25 protein-coding genes and 2 tRNA genes are annotated in these 25,078 nt (G+C 29.7%); 12 read left to right on the top strand and 15 right to left on the bottom strand.

Annotated features, from left to right (window positions below; all coding sequences use genetic code 11):
* Positions 1-85: 85 nt before the first annotated feature.
* From trpC to CHB63_RS14920, 4 genes are read right to left on the bottom strand one after another with little or no spacing between them, the layout of a single operon-like run.
* Complete coding sequence (trpC, locus tag CHB63_RS14935; protein ID WP_089379276.1) at positions 86-871, bottom strand: indole-3-glycerol phosphate synthase TrpC; 786 nt, start codon at positions 869-871, stop codon at positions 86-88.
* A gap of 3 nt (positions 872-874) precedes the next feature.
* A complete protein-coding gene (gene trpD, locus CHB63_RS14930) occupies positions 875-1,861 on the bottom strand; it encodes an anthranilate phosphoribosyltransferase (protein WP_089379275.1) in 987 nt (328 codons plus the stop codon).
* Positions 1,862-1,908: 47 nt separating this feature from the next.
* The gene (locus CHB63_RS14925; RefSeq protein WP_089379274.1) at positions 1,909-2,514 is read right to left on the bottom strand and encodes an anthranilate synthase component II; all 606 of its coding nucleotides are present in this window, start codon (positions 2,512-2,514) and stop codon (positions 1,909-1,911) included.
* 3 nt (positions 2,515-2,517) lie between these two features.
* A complete protein-coding gene (locus tag CHB63_RS14920) occupies positions 2,518-3,909 on the bottom strand; it encodes an anthranilate synthase component I family protein (protein ID WP_089379273.1) in 1,392 nt (463 codons plus the stop codon).
* A gap of 223 nt (positions 3,910-4,132) precedes the next feature.
* On the opposite strand from CHB63_RS14920, the gene CHB63_RS14915 reads away from it, so the two are divergent.
* Positions 4,133-4,984, top strand: a complete 852-nt coding sequence (locus CHB63_RS14915) for a GIN domain-containing protein (protein ID WP_089379272.1) — start codon at positions 4,133-4,135, stop codon at positions 4,982-4,984.
* 3 nt (positions 4,985-4,987) lie between these two features.
* Here the strand turns inward: CHB63_RS14915 and CHB63_RS14910 are convergent, their stop codons facing one another.
* Together CHB63_RS14910 and trxB are read right to left on the bottom strand one after the other, a co-directional pair.
* Positions 4,988-6,571, bottom strand: coding sequence for an aspartate:alanine exchanger family transporter (locus CHB63_RS14910; RefSeq protein WP_089379271.1), 1,584 nt, complete (start codon positions 6,569-6,571; stop codon positions 4,988-4,990).
* Between the two features lie 146 nt (positions 6,572-6,717).
* Positions 6,718-7,665, bottom strand: a complete 948-nt coding sequence (gene trxB / locus CHB63_RS14905) for a thioredoxin-disulfide reductase (protein ID WP_089379317.1) — start codon at positions 7,663-7,665, stop codon at positions 6,718-6,720.
* Positions 7,666-7,832: 167 nt separating this feature from the next.
* Between trxB and CHB63_RS14900 the strand changes: the two genes are divergently transcribed.
* The 10 genes from CHB63_RS14900 (at position 7,833) to CHB63_RS14855 (ending at position 15,452) form a co-directional block, all read left to right on the top strand.
* A complete protein-coding gene (locus tag CHB63_RS14900; protein WP_089379270.1) occupies positions 7,833-8,171 on the top strand; it encodes a thioredoxin family protein in 339 nt (112 codons plus the stop codon).
* 49 nt (positions 8,172-8,220) lie between these two features.
* Positions 8,221-8,295: transfer RNA gene (locus CHB63_RS14895), tRNA-Pro, on the top strand.
* A gap of 262 nt (positions 8,296-8,557) precedes the next feature.
* The gene (locus CHB63_RS14890) at positions 8,558-10,135 is read left to right on the top strand and encodes an ArnT family glycosyltransferase (protein ID WP_089379269.1); all 1,578 of its coding nucleotides are present in this window, start codon (positions 8,558-8,560) and stop codon (positions 10,133-10,135) included.
* 159 nt (positions 10,136-10,294) lie between these two features.
* Positions 10,295-10,368: transfer RNA gene (locus CHB63_RS14885), tRNA-Thr, on the top strand.
* Positions 10,369-10,522: 154 nt separating this feature from the next.
* Positions 10,523-11,128: a uridine kinase gene (udk, locus tag CHB63_RS14880; RefSeq protein WP_089379268.1), complete on the top strand. Its 606-nt coding sequence runs from the start codon at positions 10,523-10,525 to the stop codon at positions 11,126-11,128.
* A gap of 3 nt (positions 11,129-11,131) precedes the next feature.
* Entirely contained in the window at positions 11,132-11,452 is a 321-nt protein-coding gene (locus CHB63_RS14875; RefSeq protein WP_089379267.1) for an FtsB family cell division protein, read from the top strand.
* Positions 11,453-11,494: 42 nt separating this feature from the next.
* The gene (locus CHB63_RS14870) at positions 11,495-12,805 is read left to right on the top strand and encodes a methylmalonyl-CoA mutase family protein (protein ID WP_089379266.1); all 1,311 of its coding nucleotides are present in this window, start codon (positions 11,495-11,497) and stop codon (positions 12,803-12,805) included.
* Entirely contained in the window at positions 12,795-13,421 is a 627-nt protein-coding gene (locus tag CHB63_RS14865; RefSeq protein WP_089379265.1) for a methylmalonyl-CoA mutase family protein, read from the top strand. The genes CHB63_RS14870 and CHB63_RS14865 overlap by 11 nt, the downstream gene beginning before the upstream one ends.
* Before the next feature lie 170 nt (positions 13,422-13,591).
* Entirely contained in the window at positions 13,592-14,794 is a 1,203-nt protein-coding gene (trpB, locus tag CHB63_RS14860; protein ID WP_089379264.1) for a tryptophan synthase subunit beta, read from the top strand.
* An 88-nt stretch (positions 14,795-14,882) separates the two neighbouring features.
* Positions 14,883-15,452: a peroxiredoxin gene (locus tag CHB63_RS14855; RefSeq protein WP_089379263.1), complete on the top strand. Its 570-nt coding sequence runs from the start codon at positions 14,883-14,885 to the stop codon at positions 15,450-15,452.
* Positions 15,453-15,513: 61 nt separating this feature from the next.
* Here the strand turns inward: CHB63_RS14855 and CHB63_RS14850 are convergent, their stop codons facing one another.
* On the bottom strand, positions 15,514-16,560 hold the full coding sequence (locus CHB63_RS14850) for a glycoside hydrolase family 5 protein (RefSeq protein ID WP_089379262.1): 1,047 nt from the start codon (positions 16,558-16,560) through the stop codon (positions 15,514-15,516).
* A gap of 139 nt (positions 16,561-16,699) precedes the next feature.
* Complete coding sequence (locus CHB63_RS14845; protein WP_089379261.1) at positions 16,700-17,926, bottom strand: MDR family MFS transporter; 1,227 nt, start codon at positions 17,924-17,926, stop codon at positions 16,700-16,702.
* Positions 17,927-18,176: 250 nt separating this feature from the next.
* Here CHB63_RS14845 and CHB63_RS14840 point away from each other — a divergent pair, with 250 nt between their 5' ends.
* Positions 18,177-18,794 carry a DUF1684 domain-containing protein gene (locus CHB63_RS14840; protein WP_089379260.1) on the top strand — a complete coding sequence of 206 codons (618 nt, stop codon included), beginning with the start codon at positions 18,177-18,179 and terminating at the stop codon, positions 18,792-18,794.
* Positions 18,795-18,866: 72 nt separating this feature from the next.
* Here CHB63_RS14840 and CHB63_RS14835 read toward each other — a convergent pair whose 3' ends face one another.
* From CHB63_RS14835 to CHB63_RS14805, 7 genes are all read right to left on the bottom strand, one after another.
* On the bottom strand, positions 18,867-20,108 hold the full coding sequence (locus CHB63_RS14835; protein WP_089379259.1) for an ammonium transporter: 1,242 nt from the start codon (positions 20,106-20,108) through the stop codon (positions 18,867-18,869).
* Positions 20,109-20,127: 19 nt separating this feature from the next.
* Complete coding sequence (locus CHB63_RS14830; protein ID WP_089379258.1) at positions 20,128-20,466, bottom strand: P-II family nitrogen regulator; 339 nt, start codon at positions 20,464-20,466, stop codon at positions 20,128-20,130.
* Between the two features lie 272 nt (positions 20,467-20,738).
* Positions 20,739-21,755 (bottom strand): outer membrane beta-barrel protein, encoded by a 1,017-nt coding sequence (locus CHB63_RS14825; protein ID WP_089379257.1) that lies wholly within the window; start codon positions 21,753-21,755, stop codon positions 20,739-20,741.
* Positions 21,756-21,798: 43 nt separating this feature from the next.
* The gene (locus CHB63_RS14820; RefSeq protein ID WP_089379256.1) at positions 21,799-22,995 is read right to left on the bottom strand and encodes an ammonium transporter; all 1,197 of its coding nucleotides are present in this window, start codon (positions 22,993-22,995) and stop codon (positions 21,799-21,801) included.
* A gap of 55 nt (positions 22,996-23,050) precedes the next feature.
* Positions 23,051-23,389, bottom strand: coding sequence for a P-II family nitrogen regulator (locus CHB63_RS14815; RefSeq protein ID WP_089379255.1), 339 nt, complete (start codon positions 23,387-23,389; stop codon positions 23,051-23,053).
* A 311-nt stretch (positions 23,390-23,700) separates the two neighbouring features.
* The gene (crcB, locus tag CHB63_RS14810; RefSeq protein WP_089379254.1) at positions 23,701-24,072 is read right to left on the bottom strand and encodes a fluoride efflux transporter CrcB; all 372 of its coding nucleotides are present in this window, start codon (positions 24,070-24,072) and stop codon (positions 23,701-23,703) included.
* A 9-nt stretch (positions 24,073-24,081) separates the two neighbouring features.
* Complete coding sequence (locus CHB63_RS14805) at positions 24,082-25,044, bottom strand: DoxX family protein (protein ID WP_089379253.1); 963 nt, start codon at positions 25,042-25,044, stop codon at positions 24,082-24,084.
* Between the last annotated feature and the right edge of the window lie 34 nt (positions 25,045-25,078).

Genomic DNA, 25,078 nt, shown 5'->3' with positions numbered 1-25,078 from the left:
CTGGCAGGTATCTATACTTTGTTGGTTTTGGATTCCTGCCTTCGCAGGAATGACACTAGAGTTCATCCTTTTAATTCTAATAACTCTACCCTATTTGATCAATAAATTCTTTACAAGCCTGACCAGGATTTTCAGTTTTCATAAAGTTCTCACCTATTAAAAATCCTTGAAAACCATATTCTTTTAAACCTGTAATTACTCTTGGATCATTTAATCCACTTTCTGAAACTTTAATACAACTGTCAGGTATTTTACTTGCCAATTCAATTGAATGCTCTAAATCAACCTCAAAAGTTTTTAAGTTTCTATTGTTAATCCCAATAATTTTATTGTCCAATTCTATTTTATCTAATTCCTCTTGATTATGAACTTCATACAATACTTCTAGACCTAAATCTGCTGCCAATTTCCCGTAATTCTTAAGTTCTTCTTTTGTTAAACAAGCTGCAATTAACAAAATTACATCTGCCCCAATTGCTTTGGCTTCAACTATTTGAAACCCATCAACAATAAAATCTTTTCGTAAAATTGGAGTTGTATCTTGTATTGCACGTGCTTTCATTACGTCCAAAATGTTACCTCCAAAAAAGTGAGCATCGGTTAAAATAGATTGCGCCGCTACTTTAGCATCTAAATATCCATTTGTAACATCTTCAATTGTTGCTTTGTCATTAATTATCCCTTTTGAAGGAGATTGACGTTTAAATTCTGCGATAATTCCAGTTGATCCAATACTCAACAAACTCTTTTTTAATGAAAGTGGAGTTCTTTGAAAATTTGGACTTTTAACAAGTTTTTCAATTTGGACTTCTTTTCTTAATTGAGCAACTTCTTGCTTTTTATGTGCTATTATTTTATCTAAAATATTCATTTCTTATTGTACTAATTTTGATAAACTTTCTTTTGCTTTTAACCCAAATAATGAATCTTTTGCTTCTTCAAAAGCAGTTTCAAAAGATTTACTATTGTCAAATGTTTTTAATGCAAACGCTGCATTTGTTAAAACCGTATTATTTTGAGCTTCTGATCCCTTTCCTTCTATAATTGAAACAAATATTTTGGCTGAAGCTTCAACTGAATCTCCTCCAAAAATCTCTTCTTGATTTAATCTTTTCAAGCCTAAATCTTCTGGAGTTATTAATTGTTCGTTTCCTTTTGTAAACAGCTTAAAACCACTTGTTAAGGAAATTTCATCATAGCCATCTATACTATGAACTATTCCATAATTCTGACTGGTTTCCTGCAATAAATAATTGTAAATTCTTGCAACTTCTAGGTTAAAAACTCCAACCATTTGATTTTGAGGAAAACTTGGATTTACCAACGGGCCCAGCATATTAAAAAATGTTTTCATTTCCAATTCTCTTCTTACTGGCCCTATTGCCTTCATAGCTGGATGAAATAATGGCGCATGTAAAAAGCAAATATTAGTTTCATCTATTTGTCTTTTTAAAGTGGCTTCATTATTAGTAAATTTATACCCTAAATATTCTAACATATTAGAAGAACCACTTACTGAAGAAGCACTATAATTACCGTGTTTGGCGACTTTATTTCCTGTCCCCGCAACAATAAAAGAAGTTAGCGTAGAAATATTAAAAGTGTCTTTTCCATCACCTCCAGTTCCACATAAATCAATCGTGTTAAAGTCCGATAAATCAACTTTTACAGCCAATTCTAATAAAGCTTCTCTAAAACCAGCCAATTCATTTACTGAAATTGGTCTCATTAAAAATACAGTTAAAAATGATGCCATTTGAGAAGCATTATATTTCTCCGCTGCTATTTGGATTAATACCTCTTTTGCTTCCTGTTTAGTTAAGCGTTGTTGCTCAAATAATTTATTTAGTATTTTTTTCATAAGCCCCTTTTAATTCCCCAAAGGGGAAATTTATTTAATTTTGTTTTCTACTCATTCAACTCCTTCCCTTTGGGAAGGTTGGAATAGGCATCTATAAAATTACGAACCATTTTCTCTCCTAGAGGTGTTAAAATAGACTCTGGGTGAAATTGAACAGCACTTATATTGTGTTTTTTATGTTGTAAAGACATAATATCTCCAAATTCATCAATAGCAGTAATTTGTAATTCTTCTGGAAAATCAATTTTTGAAGCAATCCAAGAATGATATCTTGCAGCCTCAAATTCTTTCGGGAAATCTTTATAAATAATAGCATCTTTATCAGTAATACTCATTGTTGTTGCTACACCATGAAATACTTCATCCATATTTTCTAAACTTCCTCCAAAAACTTCAGTAATTGCTTGCAAGCCTAAACATACACCAAATATTGGCTTTTTTCCAGCATAAGTTTTAATTGTTTCTTTTAAAATACCAGCTTCATCTGGAATTCCAGGACCTGGAGAAAGTATAATTAAATCGTACTCATTAATAGCTGCTATTGAAATTTCATCATTTCTAAATACTGCTGGATATTCACCAGTAATATCTTCAACCATATGAACCAAATTATAGGTAAATGAGTCGTAATTATCTAATATTAAAATCTTCATCTTCTAAATTTTTTCTGCTAAAGTTAATGCCTTTTTCAAAGCAGCTAATTTATTATTTACTTCTTGTAACTCTCCTTCTTCTGTAGATTTCATTACAATTCCGGCTCCAGCCTGATAATACAAAGTATTATTTTTACTTACAAATGAACGGATAGCAATTGCTAAATTCACACTATTATCTAACCCAATAAAACCAACAGCGCCTCCATAAAATCCTCTAGTCTGATTTTCATAAGAATCAATTAATTCCATTGCTTTAAATTTTGGAGCTCCACTTAATGTCCCGGCAGGAAATGTATCTCCTACTATCTCAATTGCCTTTCCTTTTGGTTTTCCTTGAACTGTAGAAACCAGATGAATTACATGGCTAAAATATTGTACTTCTTTAAATACCTCAACAGTAACATTACTTGCGTGTTTACTTAAATCATTACGTGCTAAATCAACCAACATTACGTGTTCAGCAGTTTCTTTTTTATCATTTGATAGTTTTTCTCCTAACAAAATATCTTTTGCCATATCTCCAGTTCTTCTAAACGTTCCAGCAATAGGATTGATGATGGCTTTTTCTTCATCTATCTTAATTTGAGCTTCTGGTGAAGACCCCATTAATTTAAAACTTCCATAATCGAAATAAAATAAATATGGTGAAGGGTTTATTGAACGTAATGCTCTATAAACATTAAAATCATCTCCTGAAAATGATTGCTGATATTGACGTGACAATACCAATTGGAAAACATCTCCTCTTTTACAATGTTGTTTAGCTTTAGCTACATTGTTTTTAAAATATTCATCGGTACAATTGGATGATTCTTCGCCTTTAATCTCAAACTTATATAAACCATATGTTCTTGCATTGATCAAGGTTTGAATTTCTTCAATTCTAGATTCTTCGCCTTCTTCAATATTTTCAATTAAGGTTAATTCATCATTAAAATGATTGATTACAATTATAAAACGAAAGAAACTGAACTGTAAATCCGGAATTTCTGAAGCTGCTTTTTTTGCTTTTAATTTAATTGTTTCAAAATATTGTATTGAATTATAAGAAACATAACCATAAAAACCATTATAAGATTTTATAGCTGCATCACAATCAACATCAATAGTTTTACTATACTCTTGAAATATTTTATAAAAATCTCGGTCAATTATTTTACTATCTATCACTTTATCTTTATAACAATAAGAAAACGTATTCTCATCGGCTTTTAAAGTAACTATAGGTTCTGCACAAATAAATGTGAAACTTTCTTCTTTACTGTGATAATCTGAACTTTCTAACAATAAACTATTGGCATATTTATCTCTAATTTTCGAATACATTCCTACTGGAGTAATTGTATCTGCCAATTGTTGTTTTGATATTGTTTTAAATTTTAATGTTTTCATTTTAGTTGAAATAAAAAAGGACTTATCTTGCGATAAGTCCTTTTTGTTATATATTGTGAATTAAATATAATGGATGCTCCTCGCTTATTTTTTAAGAGAGTTCCACCACCAAATCATATTTAAACTATTATTCTTCATTTATGGCACAAATTTAGCATAGATTTTTAAATAAGCAAATTATTAACTAATAAATTAATTTATTAAATTTGATAAAAACATAATTATGAAAAATTCATATAAAATTGCCTTTTTATTTACATTATTTATAACATCTGTTATTACAGCTCAAGAAAAATTAAAAGGGAATAAAGAAGTTACCACTGAAAATAGAAATATATCCGAATTCAATAAGTTAGAAATAATCGATGATGTTGATGTTCTTTTGGTTTATAATGATAACCAATCTGTAAGTGTTGAAACCGATTCAAATCTTCAAAATTCAATTATTACTGAAATAAATAAAGGAACGCTTTCCATTAAAATAAAAGATAAAATTCTTAAAAAAAAGGAATTAGTTGTTCATATTAAAGTTAATAAAAATTTAAAGGAAATTTATAGCTACAATAAGTCTAATATTAAATCTAAAAATTTACTACCTATTGATACTTTAACAATAAATGCCTTTGACAATTCTGATATAAGTTTAAAATTAAACTCAAAACTTCTTAAAATTAATAGTAAAAAAACAAGTAATTTAAAATTTGAAATTTTATGTGACAATATTTTTATAAGAGCTGAAGAATCTTCTACTATTAAAGGTACAATTGATTCAAAAGAAGCTGTTTTTAACTTAATAGATAGAGCAATTGTAAGTATTGATGGCTCTTCAAATATTTTTGAAGTTGAAACACTTGGAAATTCTTCCCTAAAAGGAAAAGATTTTTTTGCTAAAGATGTGATTATAAATGCTTCAAATTCTTCTGATGCTTACATTAACGCAACTGACACTATAGATATATATGCCAAAAATTCAACAGAAGTATACTTATATTCTAATCCTAAAATTACTTTATCTGAATTTTTTGATAAAGCCACTCTCTCTAAAAAAGAACTTGATAAAAAGTCTTTATTTTAATAATTAAAGTAAACTTAAAATTTGAACAACAATTATTAATAAAACCATTGCAATTGGATAAACAGTTGCATATGCAACTGCAGCCGCATCCGTATCCACCATATTATCAACTGCAGCTAAACCTGGTGTACTTGTCATACTTCCAGTTAAGGTTCCTAAAATGGTAAGTATGTTTAGTTTTAACACATATATAGCAACAATGGTTGTTATTATCATTGGTATAAGAGTAATAACTATGCCATATATAAATAACTCTAATCCATATGATAAAAAGGTTTCAACTAGACTTGAGCCTGCACTAGTACCAACTGAGGCTAAAAAGAACAACAATCCAAATTGTCTTAGTAATTGATTGGCTGCTCCTGTCATTGTCCACATTATTGGACCTGTTTTACCAGTTCTACCAAGAATTAATGCTACCAATAAAATCCCTCCTGTTAGTCCAAAACTAAAAGAAAATGAGCTAAAGTTAATACTTAACTTACCAACTAAAATACCTAGTATTATACCCGTTGCAATAGGTAAAAAGTCTGTATTTGAAAGTTTACTTGTGTCATCTCCAAAAATACGACTAACATGCTTCATTGTATCTTTATGACAAACAACAATTAATTTATCACCAAATTGCAATTTTGTTGATGGACTTGGAGAAATGTTAATACCTGATCGACGAATTCTTGTAACAGTAGCCCGATAAGTTTCCAATATATTTAATTGTCCTAAGGTTTTTTTAACAACATCTTTATTTGTAACCAATATTGATCGTATATCAAAGTTATTGTCTGAAGGAATTTCTTGATTAGTTTCATTACCTATTAACAATTTAACTCTTTCCAGAGCATCATTTGTACCAACTGCTTTTATAATATCTCCCTTATGAAATACTACTTTCGGATCAGGAACAATTACATTTCCTTCATGCATAATTCTGGAAATAACTGCCTTGGTCATGAATCTAATATTTAATTCACCCAAGGTTTTGCCAATTACATTCTCATTTTCAACAATGAAATATTTTCGTGTAATTTCTGGAAAACCAGTCATTACTTCCTTTTTATAAATTTCCTCTTCCTTCTTAAGATCTTTACGAAGAATTTTAGGTAAAAAACTAACAAAAAGAATTACTCCAATAACACCAAACGGATAACCTATACCATAACCAATAGAGGCTAATGGAGAGCCAGTTGCATCAATTGCTGCAGCTAGTCCGGGTGTACTTGTTAAAGCTCCATTTAATAAACCAATACATAAACTTTTATCAATTTCAAAAAAATAAAAAACCCCAAATGTAATTATCCCAGCACTTAGAATAAGGGTACTTGCTAGTAATGCCAATTCTCGACCATTTTTTTTAAATGATTCAAAAAAACTTGGACCAGCTTGTATTCCAATTGTAAAAATAAATAATACTAAACCCAAATATTGAAAGTCTTTTGGCACTACAACTCCATAATGCCCAAAAAATAATGCTACAAAAATAACTGCCGAAACATCAAGCGAAATTCCTTTTATTTTAATTCTACCAATAATAAAACCGATTAAAATAATTAAGAACAATACAAAATAGCTATTCGAAAATAAATCCATTTATTATAAATTTTTAGACAACAAAATTAATGACTTCAACATATTAAAGAGTTTATTATTTTTATAATTTACGAAAACGATTGCATTTATCGACCACAAAAAAACCCAAGAACAAGTCTTGGGTTCTAAATATAATATTTTATTTTTTAATCTAAAGATCCCAGATATCGTTCCGCATCTAATGCTGCCATACAACCAGTCCCTGCCGCTGTAACCGCTTGTCTATACTCTTTATCCTGTACATCTCCTGCCGCAAAAACACCGGGCAAGTTTGTTTTTGTAGATTTCCCCTTAGTAAATAAATAACCAGTTTCATCCATATCTAAAATACCTTTAAATATTTCAGTATTTGGTCTATGGCCAATTGCAATAAAAACACCTGTTACATCAATCACTTCCTTTTTACCAGTAACATTATTAAAAACTCTAACACCTTCAACAACATTGTCACCTAATACCTCATCAATTTCAGTATTATATTTAACTTCTAAGTTTGCCGTTTTATTAACTCTATGTTGCATTGCTTTTGAAGCTCTCATATAGTCTTTACGGACTAATAAAGTTACTTTTTTACAAATATTTGAAAGATATGTAGCTTCTTCCGCAGCTGTATCTCCTGCACCAACAACAACTACATCTTGTCCTTTATAAAAGAACCCATCACACGTAGCACAAGCAGAAACTCCACCTCCAATTAATCTTTGCTCACTTTCTAAACCTAAATATTTAGCAGTTGCTCCTGTAGAGATAATAACTGTTTCAGCTTCAATTTGAATAGATTCATCAACTGTAACTTTATGAATACCTCCTATTTCTTTACTAAAATCAACACTTGTAACTAAACCAAATCTTACTTGAGTTCCAAAACGTTCTGCTTGATTTTTTAAATCTTCCATCATAGCAGTACCATCTGTTCCATTTGGGTAACCTGGAAAATTATCAACTTCCGTAGTTGTTGTTAATTGCCCTCCCATTTGCATTCCCGTATACATTACTGGCTTTAAATCTGCTCTTGCAGCATAAATTGCAGCAGTATATCCTGCAGGTCCAGAACCAATTATTAAACATTTTATTCTTTCAATAGTATCAGCCATCATTAATTTATTTTATTTTATCGATGAACAAATTTAGCCCATTTAAATAGAAATTAACACCTTTGTTTATAATTTTTAATAATGCGACTATAAACAAACAAAATAGGTAACATTCATTGCCCAACTTATGGTATTTTACATTAATTTTGGTTAATTAATCACTCGATATGCAACATCAGGAATATCTAACAACTTTTGAAAATTTAAACGAAAAACTAGCTACAGAAATAGCTCTTTTACTCTATTTCTCTACAAACTCCTGCAATGTAGGGGAAGCATTAGAACCAAAAGTTAGAAGTTTATTAGAAAATAACTTTCCAAAAATAAAATTTTACAATATAGATTTAAATTTAAGTCCAGAAATAGCTCCAAAGTACAATGCTTTTGTAGAGCCTACTATTCTTGTCTTTTTTGATGGCAAAGAAACTATTAGAAAAAGTAGAAACATTGGCATTTTCGAACTCGAAAATGCCATAAAAAGACCCTACAAACTTATTTTCGAATAATTACTTGGTAAATGTTTAATTAGTTTTATATTTGCAAACCGAAATTATTCGGGGTGTAGCGTAGCCCGGTTATCGCGCCTCGTTTGGGACGAGGAGGTCGCAGGTTCGAATCCTGCCACCCCGACAACATTTCTAAAAAACCTGATAATACTGTTATCAGGTTTTTTCTTTTTTTATTCAAAAAAATATTTCTTTTAAATATAATTTAATTGATTATTCCTAATAAAAGCTTTAACTTTATATTTAGATTTAGTATAATCTATACGCATATTCTGTATCTAATTAGAAACCCTATAATTGATATAATACGTTAATTTTTCATCCCTCTATTTTTATTGAATTATAAATGTTTTAAGCATTTAATATTAATTTATAAATACTTTGTTATGTTTCTATTTAAACAAATAACAAATGATAATAAATTTAATCAGAGTATTACACTAAACTATGGGTGGAAACAGATTGTTCTCCTATACATTGTAGTTAGTGCGTTAAGGATTTTATTTGCAGTTTCTGGAGGAATTGACCTTGATCCTGAAGAATCTCAATATTGGTTATGGTCTAAACACTTAGATTGGTCCTATTACTCCAAACCCCCGCTAATTGCCTACATCAATGGTTTTACATCTTCAATATTTGGAAGCTATACCTGGACAGTTAAATTAAATGCCGTTATAATTGGAAGTATTATTGGTTTAACAACGTATTATATTGTTGAACAGTTATACCGTTCTAAAAAAATGGCATTTTTTGTTTCATCAGGACTTTTAATATTACCTGCATACCACTATATATCTATGTTCTTTACTACAGATGTTTTAGTTTCATTTTTTTGGCTACTTACCTGTTATTTCTTTTGGATGGCCACCCAAAAAAACAGCTTAACATTTTGGATATTAACTGGATTATCTATAGGAATTGGATTTTTAGCAAAGTATTCATTGTTGTTTTTTATCCCATTTTCATTTATATATCTTCTTTTTAAAAGAAAAGAATTACTAAAACAACAAGGATATTACATTTCTATACTAATAGCCACCATATTTTTTACTCCAGTTTTAATTTGGAATATAAACCATGATATGGTAGGTGTATTTCATATATCCAATTTATCTGGTATAGGTAGAAAATTTATTAGCTTAAACAAATCAATAATATATCTACTAGAATTTTTTGGGGGACAATTATTATTAAACCTACCTTTTTTATTTCTTTTCTTTTATTGGAAAAAATACAAAATAGGAAGCTATTTAAAAGGTGGTTTTGAGCAATTTATAATTTTTCTAATAACTTTTGTTTTTATTACCTTTACTTGTATTTCTTTAATTAAAAGAGTTCAAATAAATTGGCTTATTTTCAGCTACATTCCTTTTTACATAATTTTACTTAAAGCAATATTAAAATCAGGAATTCTACTAAATAAAGTAGTAAAAAAATACATAGCTTTTTCTTCCATATTATTACTCCTACTATTATTACAACCTGTTTTTGAAACTTTCACCCCCCATTTTTCGAAACTAATCCCAGCTAAAATAGATCCTTTTGGTAAATTGGTAGATTGGAAAGGGCTTGCCAATTTTGTAGACGTTGAAATAAATAACAAATGTGATGGAAAAGATTACATAATTCTATCTGATAAGTACCAAATAGCTTCTCAGTTAACTTTCTATAGCACAGGACATCCTAAAACTTACTGTTTACCCTATTCAGGAAGAAGAATGAATCAATTTGACATATGGGGAATACCATATACTGAAATTAAGGAAAAACAAGTCGTTCTAATTAAAACTTCACCTCTTGAATTTGATGCTGATATTAATTCATTAATTGAACAAAGCAGTATAATTTATTCAACCAAATATAACATTTTGTATAAAGAAAAATTAGTGAAAAGTTATTACATTTATTTATTGAATAAAATGCCACAATTATCCAATTCTACCGAAATATTTACCTCTTTTTAGCATTTTAAATTTGATAATAATATCAATTATATTCGAAAAAATTAATGAGTAAAATTCTAAAAAAATAATTTTGAAAAACAACTATATATTTTCAATAAAAAAAATGATAATTTACTTGCAAATTAATTTTAAATAAAGTTAATTTGCATCCGCTAATAAGCCGATGTAGCTCAGCTGGCTAGAGCAGCTGATTTGTAATCAGCAGGTCGTGGGTTCGAGTCCCTCCATCGGCTCAAAAAGCCTCTTCAAATGAAGAGGCTTTTTTTTATTTTTAATTTTAACTTCAAATTACTAATTAGAAATAATATCTTAGTCTATAAAAAAATAACACAAATCAGTTTTCAACAACTATAGAATCATTAAATTTGCCTCACTAAATAAACTTATATGTTAATTATTGGAATTGCTGGCGGAACAGGAAGTGGTAAAACTACGGTTGTAAACCAAATTTTAAACGAATTACCAGCTGATGAAGTTTGCGTAATCTCGCAAGATTCATATTATAATGAAACGCACAACCTGTCGTACCAAGAACGTACAAAAATAAATTTTGATCATCCAAAAGCTATTGATTTCAATTTACTGGTACAACATATAAACAATTTAAAAAAAGGGGAAATTATTGAACAACCTATTTATTCATTTGTTACCCATGACAGAACAAAAGATACTATTGTTACCCATCCTAGAAAGGTTGTAATTGTTGAAGGAATTCTAATTTTCAACAGCAAAGAATTACGTGATCTTTTTGATATCAAAATATTTGTACATGCTGACACTGATGAAAGACTAATAAGAAGAGTAAGACGTGATATTGAAGAACGTGGACGTGATATTAATGAAGTTTTAACCAGATACCAAAACACGTTAAAACCAATGCACCAGCAATTTATTGAACCTACTAAAAATTATGCTGATATTATAATTCCAAATGACCGATACAATACCGTTGCAGTTGATATAGTTAGAACTGTTATTAGTAATAAATTATGATTTATGACATTTAACCAGTTCAAAAATAAACCAATTATAAAAATTTTATTAAATCGTTATGTGCTGATTTTAATAACGTTTATTGTATGGATGGTGTTTTTTGATGAAAATTCCTGGATAAATCACAAAGAATTCAACAATGAAATAAACAAACTTAATAAGGAGAAGGAATATTACAAATCGCAAATTGATGAAGATAAAGAGCTCATTAATAAATTAGATGATAAAGAAGAATTAGAAAAATTTGCAAGAGAAGAGTATAAAATGAAAAAAGAAAATGAAGATATTTATATTATTGAATACGATACACTAAATAAAAAGTAGTACAGAATTTAAAACACTAAGTTTAGTTTAAACTTAATACATATGAGCAACCTTTTAACTGAAGATTTTGAACCTAGTTCTGCGGCAGCCTGGAAACAAAAAATTCAGTTTGAACTTAATGGAGAAGATTATAAAACGCTGCTAACTTCAACAAATGAAGGGATTACAATAAAGCCTTTTTATCATTCAGATAATTTTGAAAAATTAGAAATCCCGGTTCCAATTGAGGATTTTAAAATTTGCCAATATATAATTATTACTGCTGAAGAAGAAGCTAATAAAATTGTCATTGAAAGTATAAAACAGGGTGCAAAATCTTTAAAATTTATTGTCAAAAAATCATTTAATATTGATGTTGTATTTGCAAATATTTTAGATAAAAAAATAGATTTTCAGTTTGAATTCAGTTTCTTTTCTCCAGTTTTCATTGCTGAATTAGCTGAAAAACTAAAAAATGAGACTGTTTATTTTAATATTGATATTATTGGAAATCTTGCTAAATCAGGAAATTGGTTTAAATCCCTAAATGAGGATTTTAAAAATTTAGAGACTATTTTTAAACCAAATACTTCAACTTGTTATTTAAGTGTTCGGGCTGATATTTATCAAAATTCTGGCGCAAATGTAGTTCAACAAGTTGCATATGCAATTGCTCATGCAAACGAATATTTAACAAAATTTGGTGGGAATGTTGCAGATAAAATTCAATTCAATTTTGCTATTGGAAGTAATTATTTCTTTGAAATTGCAAAAATTAGAGCTTTTAGGTATCTGTTTAATCTTATTTTACAGGAATACAATACCAATGTTCAACCTAAAGTGTTTGCACAACCAAGTTTACGGAATAAAACAATACTTGGTGCTCATATTAATAAGTTACGAGCTACAACTGAATGTATGAGCGCAATTTTAGGTGGCGTAAATACGGTATCAAGTCATCCTTTTAAATTAAAAGAAAATAACCTAAATCCATTAATTTTATTAAAAGAATCTGGAGCTCAAAATATTGCAACTGATTCTTATTATATAGAAACTATCACTAAACAAATTGCTGAAAAAGCTTTGGAAATCTTTAAAGATATTGAAAAAAGCGGCGGATTATTAAATCAATTGAAAGAAGGAACTATCCAAAGAAAAATTAAAGAAAACGCTCAAAAAGAACAGCATCAGTTTAATACTGGTAATTTAGTTTTATTAGGAGCTAACAAACATCCTAATGAATATGGCACATTAAAAGATTTACATATAAATCCATTTTTAAAAGGCAAATCATATAAAACTTTAATCGTTCCAATTAGTCCGAAACGATTAGCTGAAAAATTGGAACAAAAAAGGTTGGAAAATGAAGCGTAAAGATTTTTCAAATATAAAAATAGAAGTGAAAAATGAGAAAGATTCTTATTTTGAACATGAAGATTATATTGCTGGTGTCTCACCAAATCTGAGGGGAATACATTCAACTATGTATTTTCAAACACCGTTAGAAACCAAAATTTCAACTGATACACTTACTAAAGAAAATACAACCCCTGAAATTGAATTATCAACTTTTTTAGCTGAATCCTTAAGCCATATTCGAAAAAATATTGAGGCTAATTATACTATTGACACCATTGCTCCCCAATTAACTTTTGAAACAAAAATCGGAAAAAACCATTTTGATGAAATCGCAAAAATGCGTGCAGCAAGAATGCTTTGGTCAAAACTAATTAAACAATTTAACCCAAAAAACCAACGTTCCTTTGCATTAACTATAAATGCTACAGTAGATGCTCCTTTTGATGCTTTTCAAGCCATATTAGGTGGTTGCCAAAGTATAATTTCAAAAGATAAAGATTATTTATTTTTTGAAGAAGAAATTGAAATTCTAAAAACAATTGACCCTTGGGCAGGATCAACTTATGTTGAAAAAATAACAGAAAAAATTGCAAATAAATCGTGGTTCTTATTTAAAAAAACTACGATTTAATTTAAAAATAAAGTACAAAAGCAAACCTTAAAAACAATCCTTCTTCATCTTTTAAAAAAGTAAAAATATAATTTATATATTTTTTAATAATAGAAGATAATTTTGTCTTGAAAATTATTAATTTAGAAGTTGCTATATTAATTCAACTTTAAATTAAAAAATACAATAAAATGTCAGCAAATTATTTCAAAAACTACCCAAACAAAGAAGGCTTTTTTAACGAATATGGAGGTGCTTTTATTCCTCCTCAGCTTGAAGAAGAAATGAAAAAAATAAACGATGCTTATTTTTCAATAAGTAAATCACATAAATTTATTTCAGAACTTCGAAATATTCGCAAACATTTTCAAGGAAGACCAACACCCGTTTATCATTGTCATCGTTTATCTCAAAAATATGGCGGACAAATTTACATGAAACGTGAAGATTTAAACCATACAGGCGCACATAAACTAAACCATTGTATGGGTGAAGCTTTACTTGCAAAATATATGGGTAAAAAGAAATTAATTGCTGAAACCGGAGCAGGACAACATGGAGTTGCTTTAGCAACTGCTGCTGCTTATTTTGGTTTGGAATGTGAGATTCATATGGGTGAAGTTGATATTGCAAAAGAATACCCAAATGTACTTCGTATGAAAATTTTAGGAGCTACTGTTATCCCAGTAACTCACGGATTAAAAACATTGAAAGAAGCTGTTGATAGCGCTTTTGGCGCCTATTTAGAAGACCCCATTAATACAATTTATTGTATTGGTTCTGTTGTTGGTCCTCATCCATTTCCAATGATGGTTCGAGATTTTCAACGAGTTGTAGGAATTGAAGCAAAAGATCAATTTTATGATATGACTGGTGAATTACCTGATAATGTAGTAGCTTGTGTTGGAGGAGGAAGTAATGCCATGGGAATTTTTTCAGCTTTTTTAGAAGATGAAGAATGTAAATTATTTGGTGTTGAACCTGCAGGAAAATCATTTAAACTGGGAGAACATGCCGCAACAATGACATTAGGGAAACCTGGAATTATTCACGGCTTTAAATGCTATACCTTACAAGATGAAAAAGGCGAACCAGCTCCAGTACATTCTATTGCCAGCGGATTAGATTATCCTGGTGTTGGACCGGAACATAGTATGCTTAAAGACTTGAATAAAGTAACATACGAAAGTATAACCGACAAAGAATGTATTGATACTTTTTATGAATTAAGTAGATTAGAAGGAATTATTCCTGCTTTGGAAAGCGCACATGCAGTTGCCTATGCTTTTAAATTAGCAAAAGAAAATCCAAAACAATCAATCCTTGTGAATTTAAGTGGACGTGGAGATAAAGATTTGGATTACGTTGTTGATAATTTTGGAATACCAGAATAAATTAATTCAATAATTGTAAAGTTAATAAACTGTAATGAATAAATTTATTAGCAATCTATTTGTATTATTGTATTTAAAATCTTAAAAAATGAAAAATATTATAAGTACAATTGCATTTTTATTTATTACAATTAATTTAATTTCTCAAGAGAACAACCAAATGAAGTTAGGTGATAAGATTGGTGAATTTTCAGCTTTAGATGATCAAGGTAATGTTTGGAAATCTACCAGTGCTAAATCTGATTTTTTAGTTGTATATTTTTATCCAGCGGCTATGACAGGTGGTTGCACTAAACAAGCCTGTGCTTATAGAGATGATAAAGCCTCTTTTGATGAACTTGGCGTTACAGTTATTGGAATTAGTGGTGATGAAGTTAAAAATTTAAAATATTTTAAAGACTCATACCAACTAAATTTTCCATTACTTTCTGATAATGAAGGAACTATTTCAAAAATATTTGGAGTTCCAGCAAATAAAGGTGGTGAAATAACACGTGAAATTGACGGTGAAAATTTTCTATTAGTTCGAAGTATTACTACTCCTAGATGGACATTTATTTTAAATAAAGAACGGAAAGTTATTTATAAGAATGCTGAAGTAAATGCTGTTGAAGATAGTAAAAATGTAAAAGAAATAATTAAGAATTATTCAAAGTAACATTAGGAATTATAAAATGAAAATCCCGCTATAAAGGCGGGATTTTCATTTTATACTATTACTATTTTTTATGATAACCTTGTAATGCCTTCTTGAAATACACACCTTGTCTTGATGGTGTAAATTCCCAATCATTAAATAACATTGGAGACCAATTTGGGTCAAACACCCAAACTGTGTAAGAAATCCCTCTTTCATCAGCGTATTTTGTAATTGCATCACCATAAGACTCGTCACTAATTACTGGAATGTGCGCTCCTTCATCATCTGGTCCACAAAAGCCCATTTCAGATAAAATCAATGGATATTTTTCAGCTGCAAATCCCCAATCTTCTGTCCATTTTGGCTCCCACGGTTTTTCTCTTTTTTGAGGATATGGATGACTAACATAACCTATTCCTTCAGCAGAAATTGGATTTTCTTTAAGTGGCGTTAAATCATATCCCCAATTAAATCCCGCTACTAATGGTACCGTTTCACATCCGCTTTCTCTAATTACATTTATTAATTTTTCCATCAAAACTTTCCACTCATCCCAAGTACAAGTTCCTAAAGTTCCATTATAGGTAGTTGGTTCATTAAATAATTCGAAAAAAGCCAAAGTAGTATTGTCTTTATACTTAACAGCCATCGTTCTCCAGAAATCTTCAGTTTCTTCCATAGTGGTTTCATACATTGGCATAAAATATTTATCCTCTCTTAAATTACCTATACTATGCCAATCCATAATTACATAAATCCCAACTTCAGTAGCCCAATTTAAACCATCATCAATTAATTTTAAATAAGCCTCCTTACCTCTTTCTCTCCAAGCTTTTGGATGTACTGGAAAACGCGTAATTGTTGCTCCCCAATTTTTCATCTCTTGAAAATATTCTAAATTCCAATGACCGTCTTTTTCTAATTTATCCGGGTCACTAGTGTCTAATCCTCTAAATACAATTGGAGTTCCATCAGCGGTTACAAAAGAATTTCCTTTAACACTTATTTTTGCTAAAACTGGCGCTTCAACAATTTTTACTACTTCTTTTTTTTCTTGTTTATTACCGCACGACACTAATATTAGTAACAAAACAAGAACAAACTGTTTTAAAATTATTTTTTTCATTATTAAGATTATTTATGTTCAATAAATTGTAATTACACTCCAAGAAATCAATCTGAAATGTAACTACTCAAAAATAATTAATAAATAACACGTTTTTTAATAATTATACTACTTAATATGATACAAAAACATCAATTATTTAACTTATATTTTCAGTATTCGCTAACATTTTTCTTAAAATAACCATCAGTATTACAGCGAACAAGCCTAATCCACCCATTAAAAACCAATTTGCAGTATATCCAAACCTATCGATTACCTCCATCCCTGTTTTGGCACTAAAAATATGAGCTAATGAAAATGCCATTGAATACAATGCAAGATATCTGCCCTCTTTCCCAATTGGAGCTCTGTTCATTGCAAAATTATTTGTAAAAGGAAAGGCTAGCATTTCACCTAAAGTTATAAATAACATCCCAACAATTAAAATTCCACTCCAATTGGTACTATTTAACACTGTGTAACTCAATGCAATTAAAATTAAACTCCAAGTGATTATTTTCATACGGTCAAATAATTTCTTTTCTATATAATGAATTAAAGGCATTTCAAGCAAAAAAATCAAAAATCCATTTATAGATATTAATAAACCAATTTGAACTTCAGTTAAAGAGTGAATTTCTTTATAAAACAGCGGCATTGTTGTAAATAATTGTAAAAATATAAACCCCATTAAAAATACAACTGCTAAGAATATCCAATAAGGCTTATCCTTATAAATTGAAACTTCTTTCTTATTAACATCTAAAGAAACGTTAGATTCTTTTTTAAAATATTCTTTTTGTTTAAGTACAAATTTCATTAATAAAACAGCTCCAATACAGGTAATTCCATCTACCCAAAAAAGTCCTGAATATCCAATTGTAGCTATTATAATTCCTCCTAAAAAAGGACCAAATGAAAAACCTAAATTTATTGCTAAGCGTATTAATGTTAACGACCTTGTTTGATTTTCCTTTTTACTATACGCTTTCAACGAAACAAACATTGCGGGTCTAAAAGTATCAGCAACGGTCATTGTTAAAAATATTCCAAATACAAACCCATAAAACGTTGATATATATTGCAATCCAATAAACAGAAAACCTGTTAATAATAAACTCCAAAACATTACTCTATAAAAACCAAAAGAGTCTGTTAGTTTTCCTCCCAACCAAGAACCCAATAAAGACCCAACTCCAAAACTAGACATAATCCAACCTACCTGAGCCAGCGTTAAATTTAAATCTTCTGTTAAATATAATGACAAGAATGGTAATACCATTGTACCTGCTCTATTTATAAAAGTTATTAAAGCCAACCACCAAACTTCTTTGGACAACCCTCTAAATGAATCTTTATATGAAAATATTAATTTTTTTACCATTGTTTAAAACTAAAAAACCCGGCTAAAAGCCGGGTTTAAATTAAATTGATATTATTTAAAAATAAATAATTATAGCACATTAATACACCGGCAGTTCTTTAAAAACCACTTATTCACGGTAATATATAGTCTACAATTATTCATTAAAATGTTCTTTATTTTTATCAAATCTACAAAAATATTTCAATTTTAAATGATTTTATTTCCAACGGTTGTTTTTTTGTACTTTTAAATCTTAAATTTTTAATAGATGAAAAATATATTTTTACCCCTGCTTTTAGTGATACTTTACACAAGCTGTTCAAATAAAAAAACAAACTACACTGATGAAATTAAGCTTTTTCAATATAAATTAAACACCGAATTTGCCAACGAAGAAGAATCTCCTTTAACCGAAGAAGATATTAAAACATTTAAATCCTTAGAATTTTTTGATATTAATGAAAAATACAGAATTGAAGCTGAATTTGAGTTAACCCCAAATACTCCAATATTTGAAATGCAAACCACTACTGAGAGATTGCCTTTGTATAGAATATATGGAATTGCAAGGTTTACTTTAAACGGCGAAAAAATTGAATTAAATATTTTCCAAAGTCAAGATTTAATGCTAAAATATGAATATAAAAACTACTTATTTCTACCATTTAATGATGCTACAAATAACAAAACAACCTATGGTGGAGGACGTTTTATTGATTTAGAAATTCCAGAAAATAATGGTAACACAATTATTATAGATTTTAATAAGGCATATAATCCTTTATGCGCTTATAATCATAAATATTCCTGCCCTATCCCTCCCAAAGAAAATAACATTCCCATAGAAATTCCTGTTGGTGTAAAAGCATATGAAGTGCAACATTAAAAAAAGCCCATTCAAATTAATTGAATGGGCTTTTTAATATAAATTTTTGTCAGACTAAATCTATATATAAAATTAATGTTGGTTTAAACGGAAATCTGGATAAGCATCCATACCATGTTCATGTATATCTAAACCTTCTTGCTCTTCTTCTTTAGAAACTCTAATTCCGACGGTGCTTTTTAATGTTTTAATAATTGCATAAGCAGAAATTAAACAAGTTGCACCTATTGAAACCACCCCAATTGCTTGGTAACCTAATTGAGACCAACCAGCTAAATCTCCAAATATTCCAACTGCTAAAGTCCCCCAAATTCCACAAATTAAATGCACTGCAATTGCACCAACTGGATCATCTAATTTTAATTTATCAATTAAAGCAACCCCTAATACTATTAAAGCACCTGCAATAAAACCAATTAATATAGCATCAGTTACACTCATTAAATCTGCTCCAGCAGTAATTCCAACTAAACCTCCTAATACACCATTTAAAAACATTGATAAATCGTATTGTTTATATTTAAATAATGAGACTAAGAAAGCACCCAATCCACCTGATGCAGCTGCTATACAAGTTGTTACTAAAACTAATGAAGTTGATCCTGGAGCTGCAGAAAGTACAGAACCTCCATTAAATCCGAACCAACCTAACCATAAAATAAATACACCTGCAGTTGCAAATGGCATATTATGTCCCGGAATTGCTCCTACCGAACCATCTTTTTTAAATTTTCCAATTCTTGCTCCTAATAACCAAACCGCAACTAATGCAGCCCATCCTCCAACAGAATGTACTAAAGTTGATCCTGCAAAATCATAAAATCCAAGCTCATCTAACCAACCTAATCCCCATTTCCAAGAACCTACAACAGGGTAAACTAAGCCTACATAAATAATTGTAAATATCATAAATGCACCAAGTTTAATTCTTTCTGCTACAGCTCCAGATACAATAGTAGCTGCAGTTGCCGCAAACATTCCTTGAAACAAAAAGTCAGTCCAATAAGTATAACCTCCATCGGCATATTCCGATGTTAAACCATTTTCAGGCATACTCAAACCAAATAAATCAATAAAATAATCAGGTATAATTCCAGCAATAAATGATCCTGGGTACATTAGATTAAATCCAATTAAGGCATATAGAACTAATCCTATACAAATAATAAATACATTTTTAAATAAAATATTTATCGTGTTTTTCTGTCTTGTTAATCCTATTTCTAAAAGTGAAAATCCTAAATGCATTAAAAATACCAACGCGGTACATATCATCATCCATACATTGTTCACCGTAAATAACGTTTCTTCCATAATTGTAATTGTCTACTTTTTATTTTAAAGATTCTGATCCTTTTTCTTTTGTTCTAATTCTATAAGCTTCCTGAATATCTGAAACAAATATTTTACCATCTCCTACAGCGCCTGTATACGCTGATTTTAAAAGAACTTCAATTGTTTTATCTAAAAATGGATCTGAAACAACAATCGATAAAAATCTTCTTTGTAATTCTGAAGTACTATAACTTACCCCTCGGTAAACATGTCCTTCTTTTTCATTTCCTACTCCTGTTACATCCCAGTAACTAAAAAAATTAACTTCGATTTCATGTAAAGCCTCTTTAACTTCATCAAATTTTGATTTTCTTATTATTGCTTCAATTTTCTTCATATTAAAGTGTTTTTTATAATTGATTTTGTCAAAAATATAAAAAATATTTAACACCCCTAATTATAAGGGGGTTAAAATATATTTTTTGTAATATGTGTAATTTTACCCCTCTATTTTTAATGCATTTAAATTTTTAATGTAAATAATTTAAAATTTATAAAACAAAATTGCCCAATAACATAAAGCTATTGGACAATTTTTAACTAAACCTCAATTATATATTTTTATATAGTGAATTTTTTAAAATAGGCTTCGCCTAATTAAAATTCACTTTAAAACGAATAAATCGCAGCTATTAAGATAGAAGATAAGTTATCAGATGGCATTCCATCCGCATCTTTATAAGGCATATCATCATTCCAAGAATCTAATCTAAATTCTGGCTTTATTGTTAAGTTCTCAACAGTATAACTACCCGTTAAAGTAAGTCCTAAAACACTTTCTTCTTCAGGATTTTCATCTCCATATCTACCAAAATACTCACCTCTTAAACCAATAGAGAAAGAGTCAGAAGTAGCCAATTGAGGATACAAGGCAGCTCCATAGAAACCAGAACCATCATTATCATTATAAGCAGCATTAATTCCTAAAAAGAAAGAATCTGACACATCAAATCCACCCGTATAATCAATTTCAAAACCTAAGCCACCGTTATTACCACTATCATAGTATAAGTTAAGATATTGACCATAAAAACCTAATTGAGCTCCAAGTGCATATTCACCAGTCATAGAAATATCATTAGTATCCCAAGGATTCGTAACAGCTAACATTAAGCTATAATCATCCGACAAAGCAAAATCCGCTTTTATACCCACATGTGAGAACGGCCCGCTTGAGAATAAATAAGAAGTGCTATAATTGAAGTTTGCTGCTGGAGCAATAACTTCATACCCCAAGAACGTATTAAATCTACCCATTGTTAAGGTTGTGCTTTCAGACACGTTGTAGTACACATATGCTTGATTTATGATACCATCAACAATATCGCTATTAAAAGTAGCGCCAGAACCTCTTGGTCCAGTAACTAAATCCAGAACAGCACCTACTTTTTCACCTTCGTAAGCAAAAACAATGTTTCCCATACTTAAAGCAAATCCTGTTTTTCCTGCGAAAGCAGTTCCAAAAGATTGCCCTGCATTATCTGCCGCACTTAAATTTGTTTGAAAATAACCGTCGACAGAACCGCTTATACTAAACTTCTTCTCTTCCTTTTCCTCTTGAGCATTCATTGTAGAAATAGATAAAATAGCTACAAATACCAATATAATTTTTTTAATTGTTTTCATTTTTTTAATTTTAGTTTAATAATATTCTTTTTATTTAATTAGTTTAATTGTAAACGTTTGATTTATGTTCGTGAATATCTAAACCATCCACTTCTTCTTCTTTAGAAACTCTCAATCCAATAGTTTTCTTTAAAATATACAATACAACAAAAGCCGTAACAGCTGCCCAAGCACCTATTGCCAATACACCAATTGCCTGCACTCCCAGTTGTGAAAATCCACCACCATATAAAAGCCCACCATCAATAGCAAATACACCAACAAGTAATGTACCAATAGCTCCACATACACCGTGAACTGAAACCGCACCTACCGGATCATCAACTTTTAATTTTTTATCAATAAATTCAATTGAAAATACAACAACAGATCCTCCGATCAATCCAATAATAAATGCACCGCCAGGACTAACAGCAGCACAACCTGCAGTAATAGCAACCAAACCAGCTAAAGCACCATTTAAAGTCATAGAGACATCTGGTTTTCCAAACTTTAACCAAGAAACAACCATAGCAGCAAATGCACCCGCAGCAGCAGCTAAATTTGTTGTGATAATAATACCCGCAACAGCATTAGCACTATCTCCTGAAATTGCTAATTCAGAACCCGCATTAAAACCAAACCAACCTAACCAAAGTATTAAGACACCTAAAGCTCCTAAAACTAAATTATGACCTGGAATTGCATTTGATTTTCCATTTGTATATTTTCCTAACCTAGGACCAACTAATATTGCTGCAACTAAGGCAGCCCATCCACCAACTGAATGCACTACAGTTGAGCCCGCAAAATCTATAAATCCAAGTTCGGTTAACCATCCTTCACCTTGCCAAACCCAGTGACCAGAGATTGGATAAATAACAACCGTCATTATAAAAGAGAATATTATATATGTGGAGAATTTCGTTCTTCCTGCTATTGCCCCAGATACAATTGTAGCCGCGGTAGCAGCAAATACAGTTTGAAAGAATAAGTTATGCATATTTTCAGCATCATCAAAAAACAGTGTTGGAGATCCTATAAAAGAACCAATTGTCTCTCCATACATTACTGTATAACCAATTGCCCAAAAACCGATGCTACCTATGCAAAGGTCCATTATATTTTTCATTATTATATTTCCTGCGTTTTTTGATCTCGTAAATCCAACTTCAACAAGCGTAAATCCGGCTTGCATAAAAAATACTAAAATTCCGCAGATCACAATCCACATTAAGTCTAATACAGCGTTAGCTTCCATAATTTTTTATTTAATAGTTAATTAATTTTTTTTAGTTTATTAGTTTTTTACCTCCTTAGCTTACAGCATCTGTCCCTTTTTCTTTGGTTCTAATTCTATAAACTTCATCAATTGTTGAAATAAATAATTTACCATCTCCAACCGTACCAGTAGCAGCAGATTTCAAAATTGCATCAACAGTTCTATCTAAAAAAGTATCAGACACTATAATTGATAAAAACCTGCGTTGTATATCCGTTGTGCTATAACTAACACCTCTATAAACGTGGCCTTGCTTTTCATTTCCAACACCAGTTACATCCCAGTAACTAAAAAAATTAACTTCAATTTGATGTAAAGCCTCTTTTACTTCATCAAATTTTGATTTTCTAATGATAACTTCAATTTTCTTCATAATAAAGTGTTTTTTATAATTGATTTCGAGACAAAAATATAATTATATTTTCATACCCCCTAATTTTTAGGGGGTATGAATTAATTTTTACAAATATCTATTTTTTTACCCCCTTTTTTTGAAGGTATAACAAAAGTTAATATGTTATTTTTTGTTTTTACACTATGGAAGGCATTCAGTTTTACTAATAAATTGGAGAAGTCATTAGTAAAATGAAAAATAAAGCGATAATACGATGTTTTTTCTGTGATATTTTACCACTTAGACTAGAAAAATTATCTTGAAGGTTAATTTTACTGAAAAACAGGTGTTTAAATAAGCTTTGAAATATACAATCCAAGAAAGACTGCTAAAAAGCCCAAAACTAATGATCCTAATGTATATGTTATAAATGAAAAGTAGTCTCCATTTTTTAAAAATACTTGATTTTCATAAGCAAATGTTGAAAATGTTGTAAACCCACCACAAAAACCTGTGGCAAATAATAATGTTTGCGTTTCAGAAACATTGGAAGTTTTAGCAAAATACCCAAGAACTAATCCTATTAATAAACTCCCAAATATATTAGACAACAAAGTACCGTATGGTATAGAAGTTTCTAAATTATTTAACCATTTACTAAGTATGTAACGAGCAACACTCCCAACTCCTCCACCTAAAAATACCAATAAAGCTTGTTTCATAGTAAAAATTTAAAAACTCAGTTTATCAGCATCAACCCAGCTACATTTATCTTTAACGGTTCCATTATTGAGAATTAGAACTCCTGGATTTGCTCTTATAATAGTTTTTAATGTAGTTTCATCACAAAACAACATTTCAAAATTTAAATTGTATTTGGTTTTAATCTCAACAAATTCTTCATTCATAGATGAGGATAAAGCGTAAACCATATAATTATTACTAATTGCTCTGTCGGTTACTTCTTTTATTTTAGCAAAACCTTCTTTATCGCTTTTTTCCAAATTATATGAAATAATTAACATTACTTTTTCTTCTTCTAAAACAGTACTAGTTAAATCTTCTCCACCTGTAGATTCTAAAAAGAAATCATGTATTGGAGGCTCCTTCTCACCAATGTACTCCATTCCTTCTGGAATATTTTTCCCAATTGCATAAGGTCTAAAATCAATAAGCGGTAAATGAATTAATACATAATATATAATGTATAAAAATAAAAAGAAGGAAAGAAAAGTTGTCCATTTTGAAAAATTTAAACTAACTAAAGGCTTAATAAACTTAAAGCCTTTAACCAATATAAGTATTAATAATACCAAGACTATATTTTTATAAAAAGTTCCCCAACTTGATAATTTAACTGCATCTCCAAAACACCCGCAATCCGTTACCTTATCATAATAAGCTGAATACCACGTTAAAAATAAAAAGACAATAATAATTAATAATAAGCTCCAAACTGTAAACTTTGGAAAATAACCTACTAAAAGCATTACTCCTAGCATAATTTCAGCCAGAATTAATAAAATGGAAAATGGCAATGCATAAGGAATTAAAAATTCCATATTTAAAACATCCGCACTAAAATACTCTTGAAACTTATATGCCGACCCAAGTGGATCTACCAATTTTACAAATCCTGAAAAAATAAATGTAACGGAAACAATAATTCGAGAAAGGAAAACCAGTAATTTCATATGTCTATATTATTTGTTTTAAAAGGTCACATAC

The sequence above is a fragment of the Lutibacter flavus genome, from assembly GCF_900188355.1.
In the GTDB taxonomy this organism is placed as follows: Bacteria; Bacteroidota; Bacteroidia; order Flavobacteriales; family Flavobacteriaceae; genus Lutibacter; species Lutibacter flavus.
The sequence above is the reverse complement of the archived record's forward strand: the minus strand, read 5'-3'. Positions and strand labels throughout refer to the sequence as shown.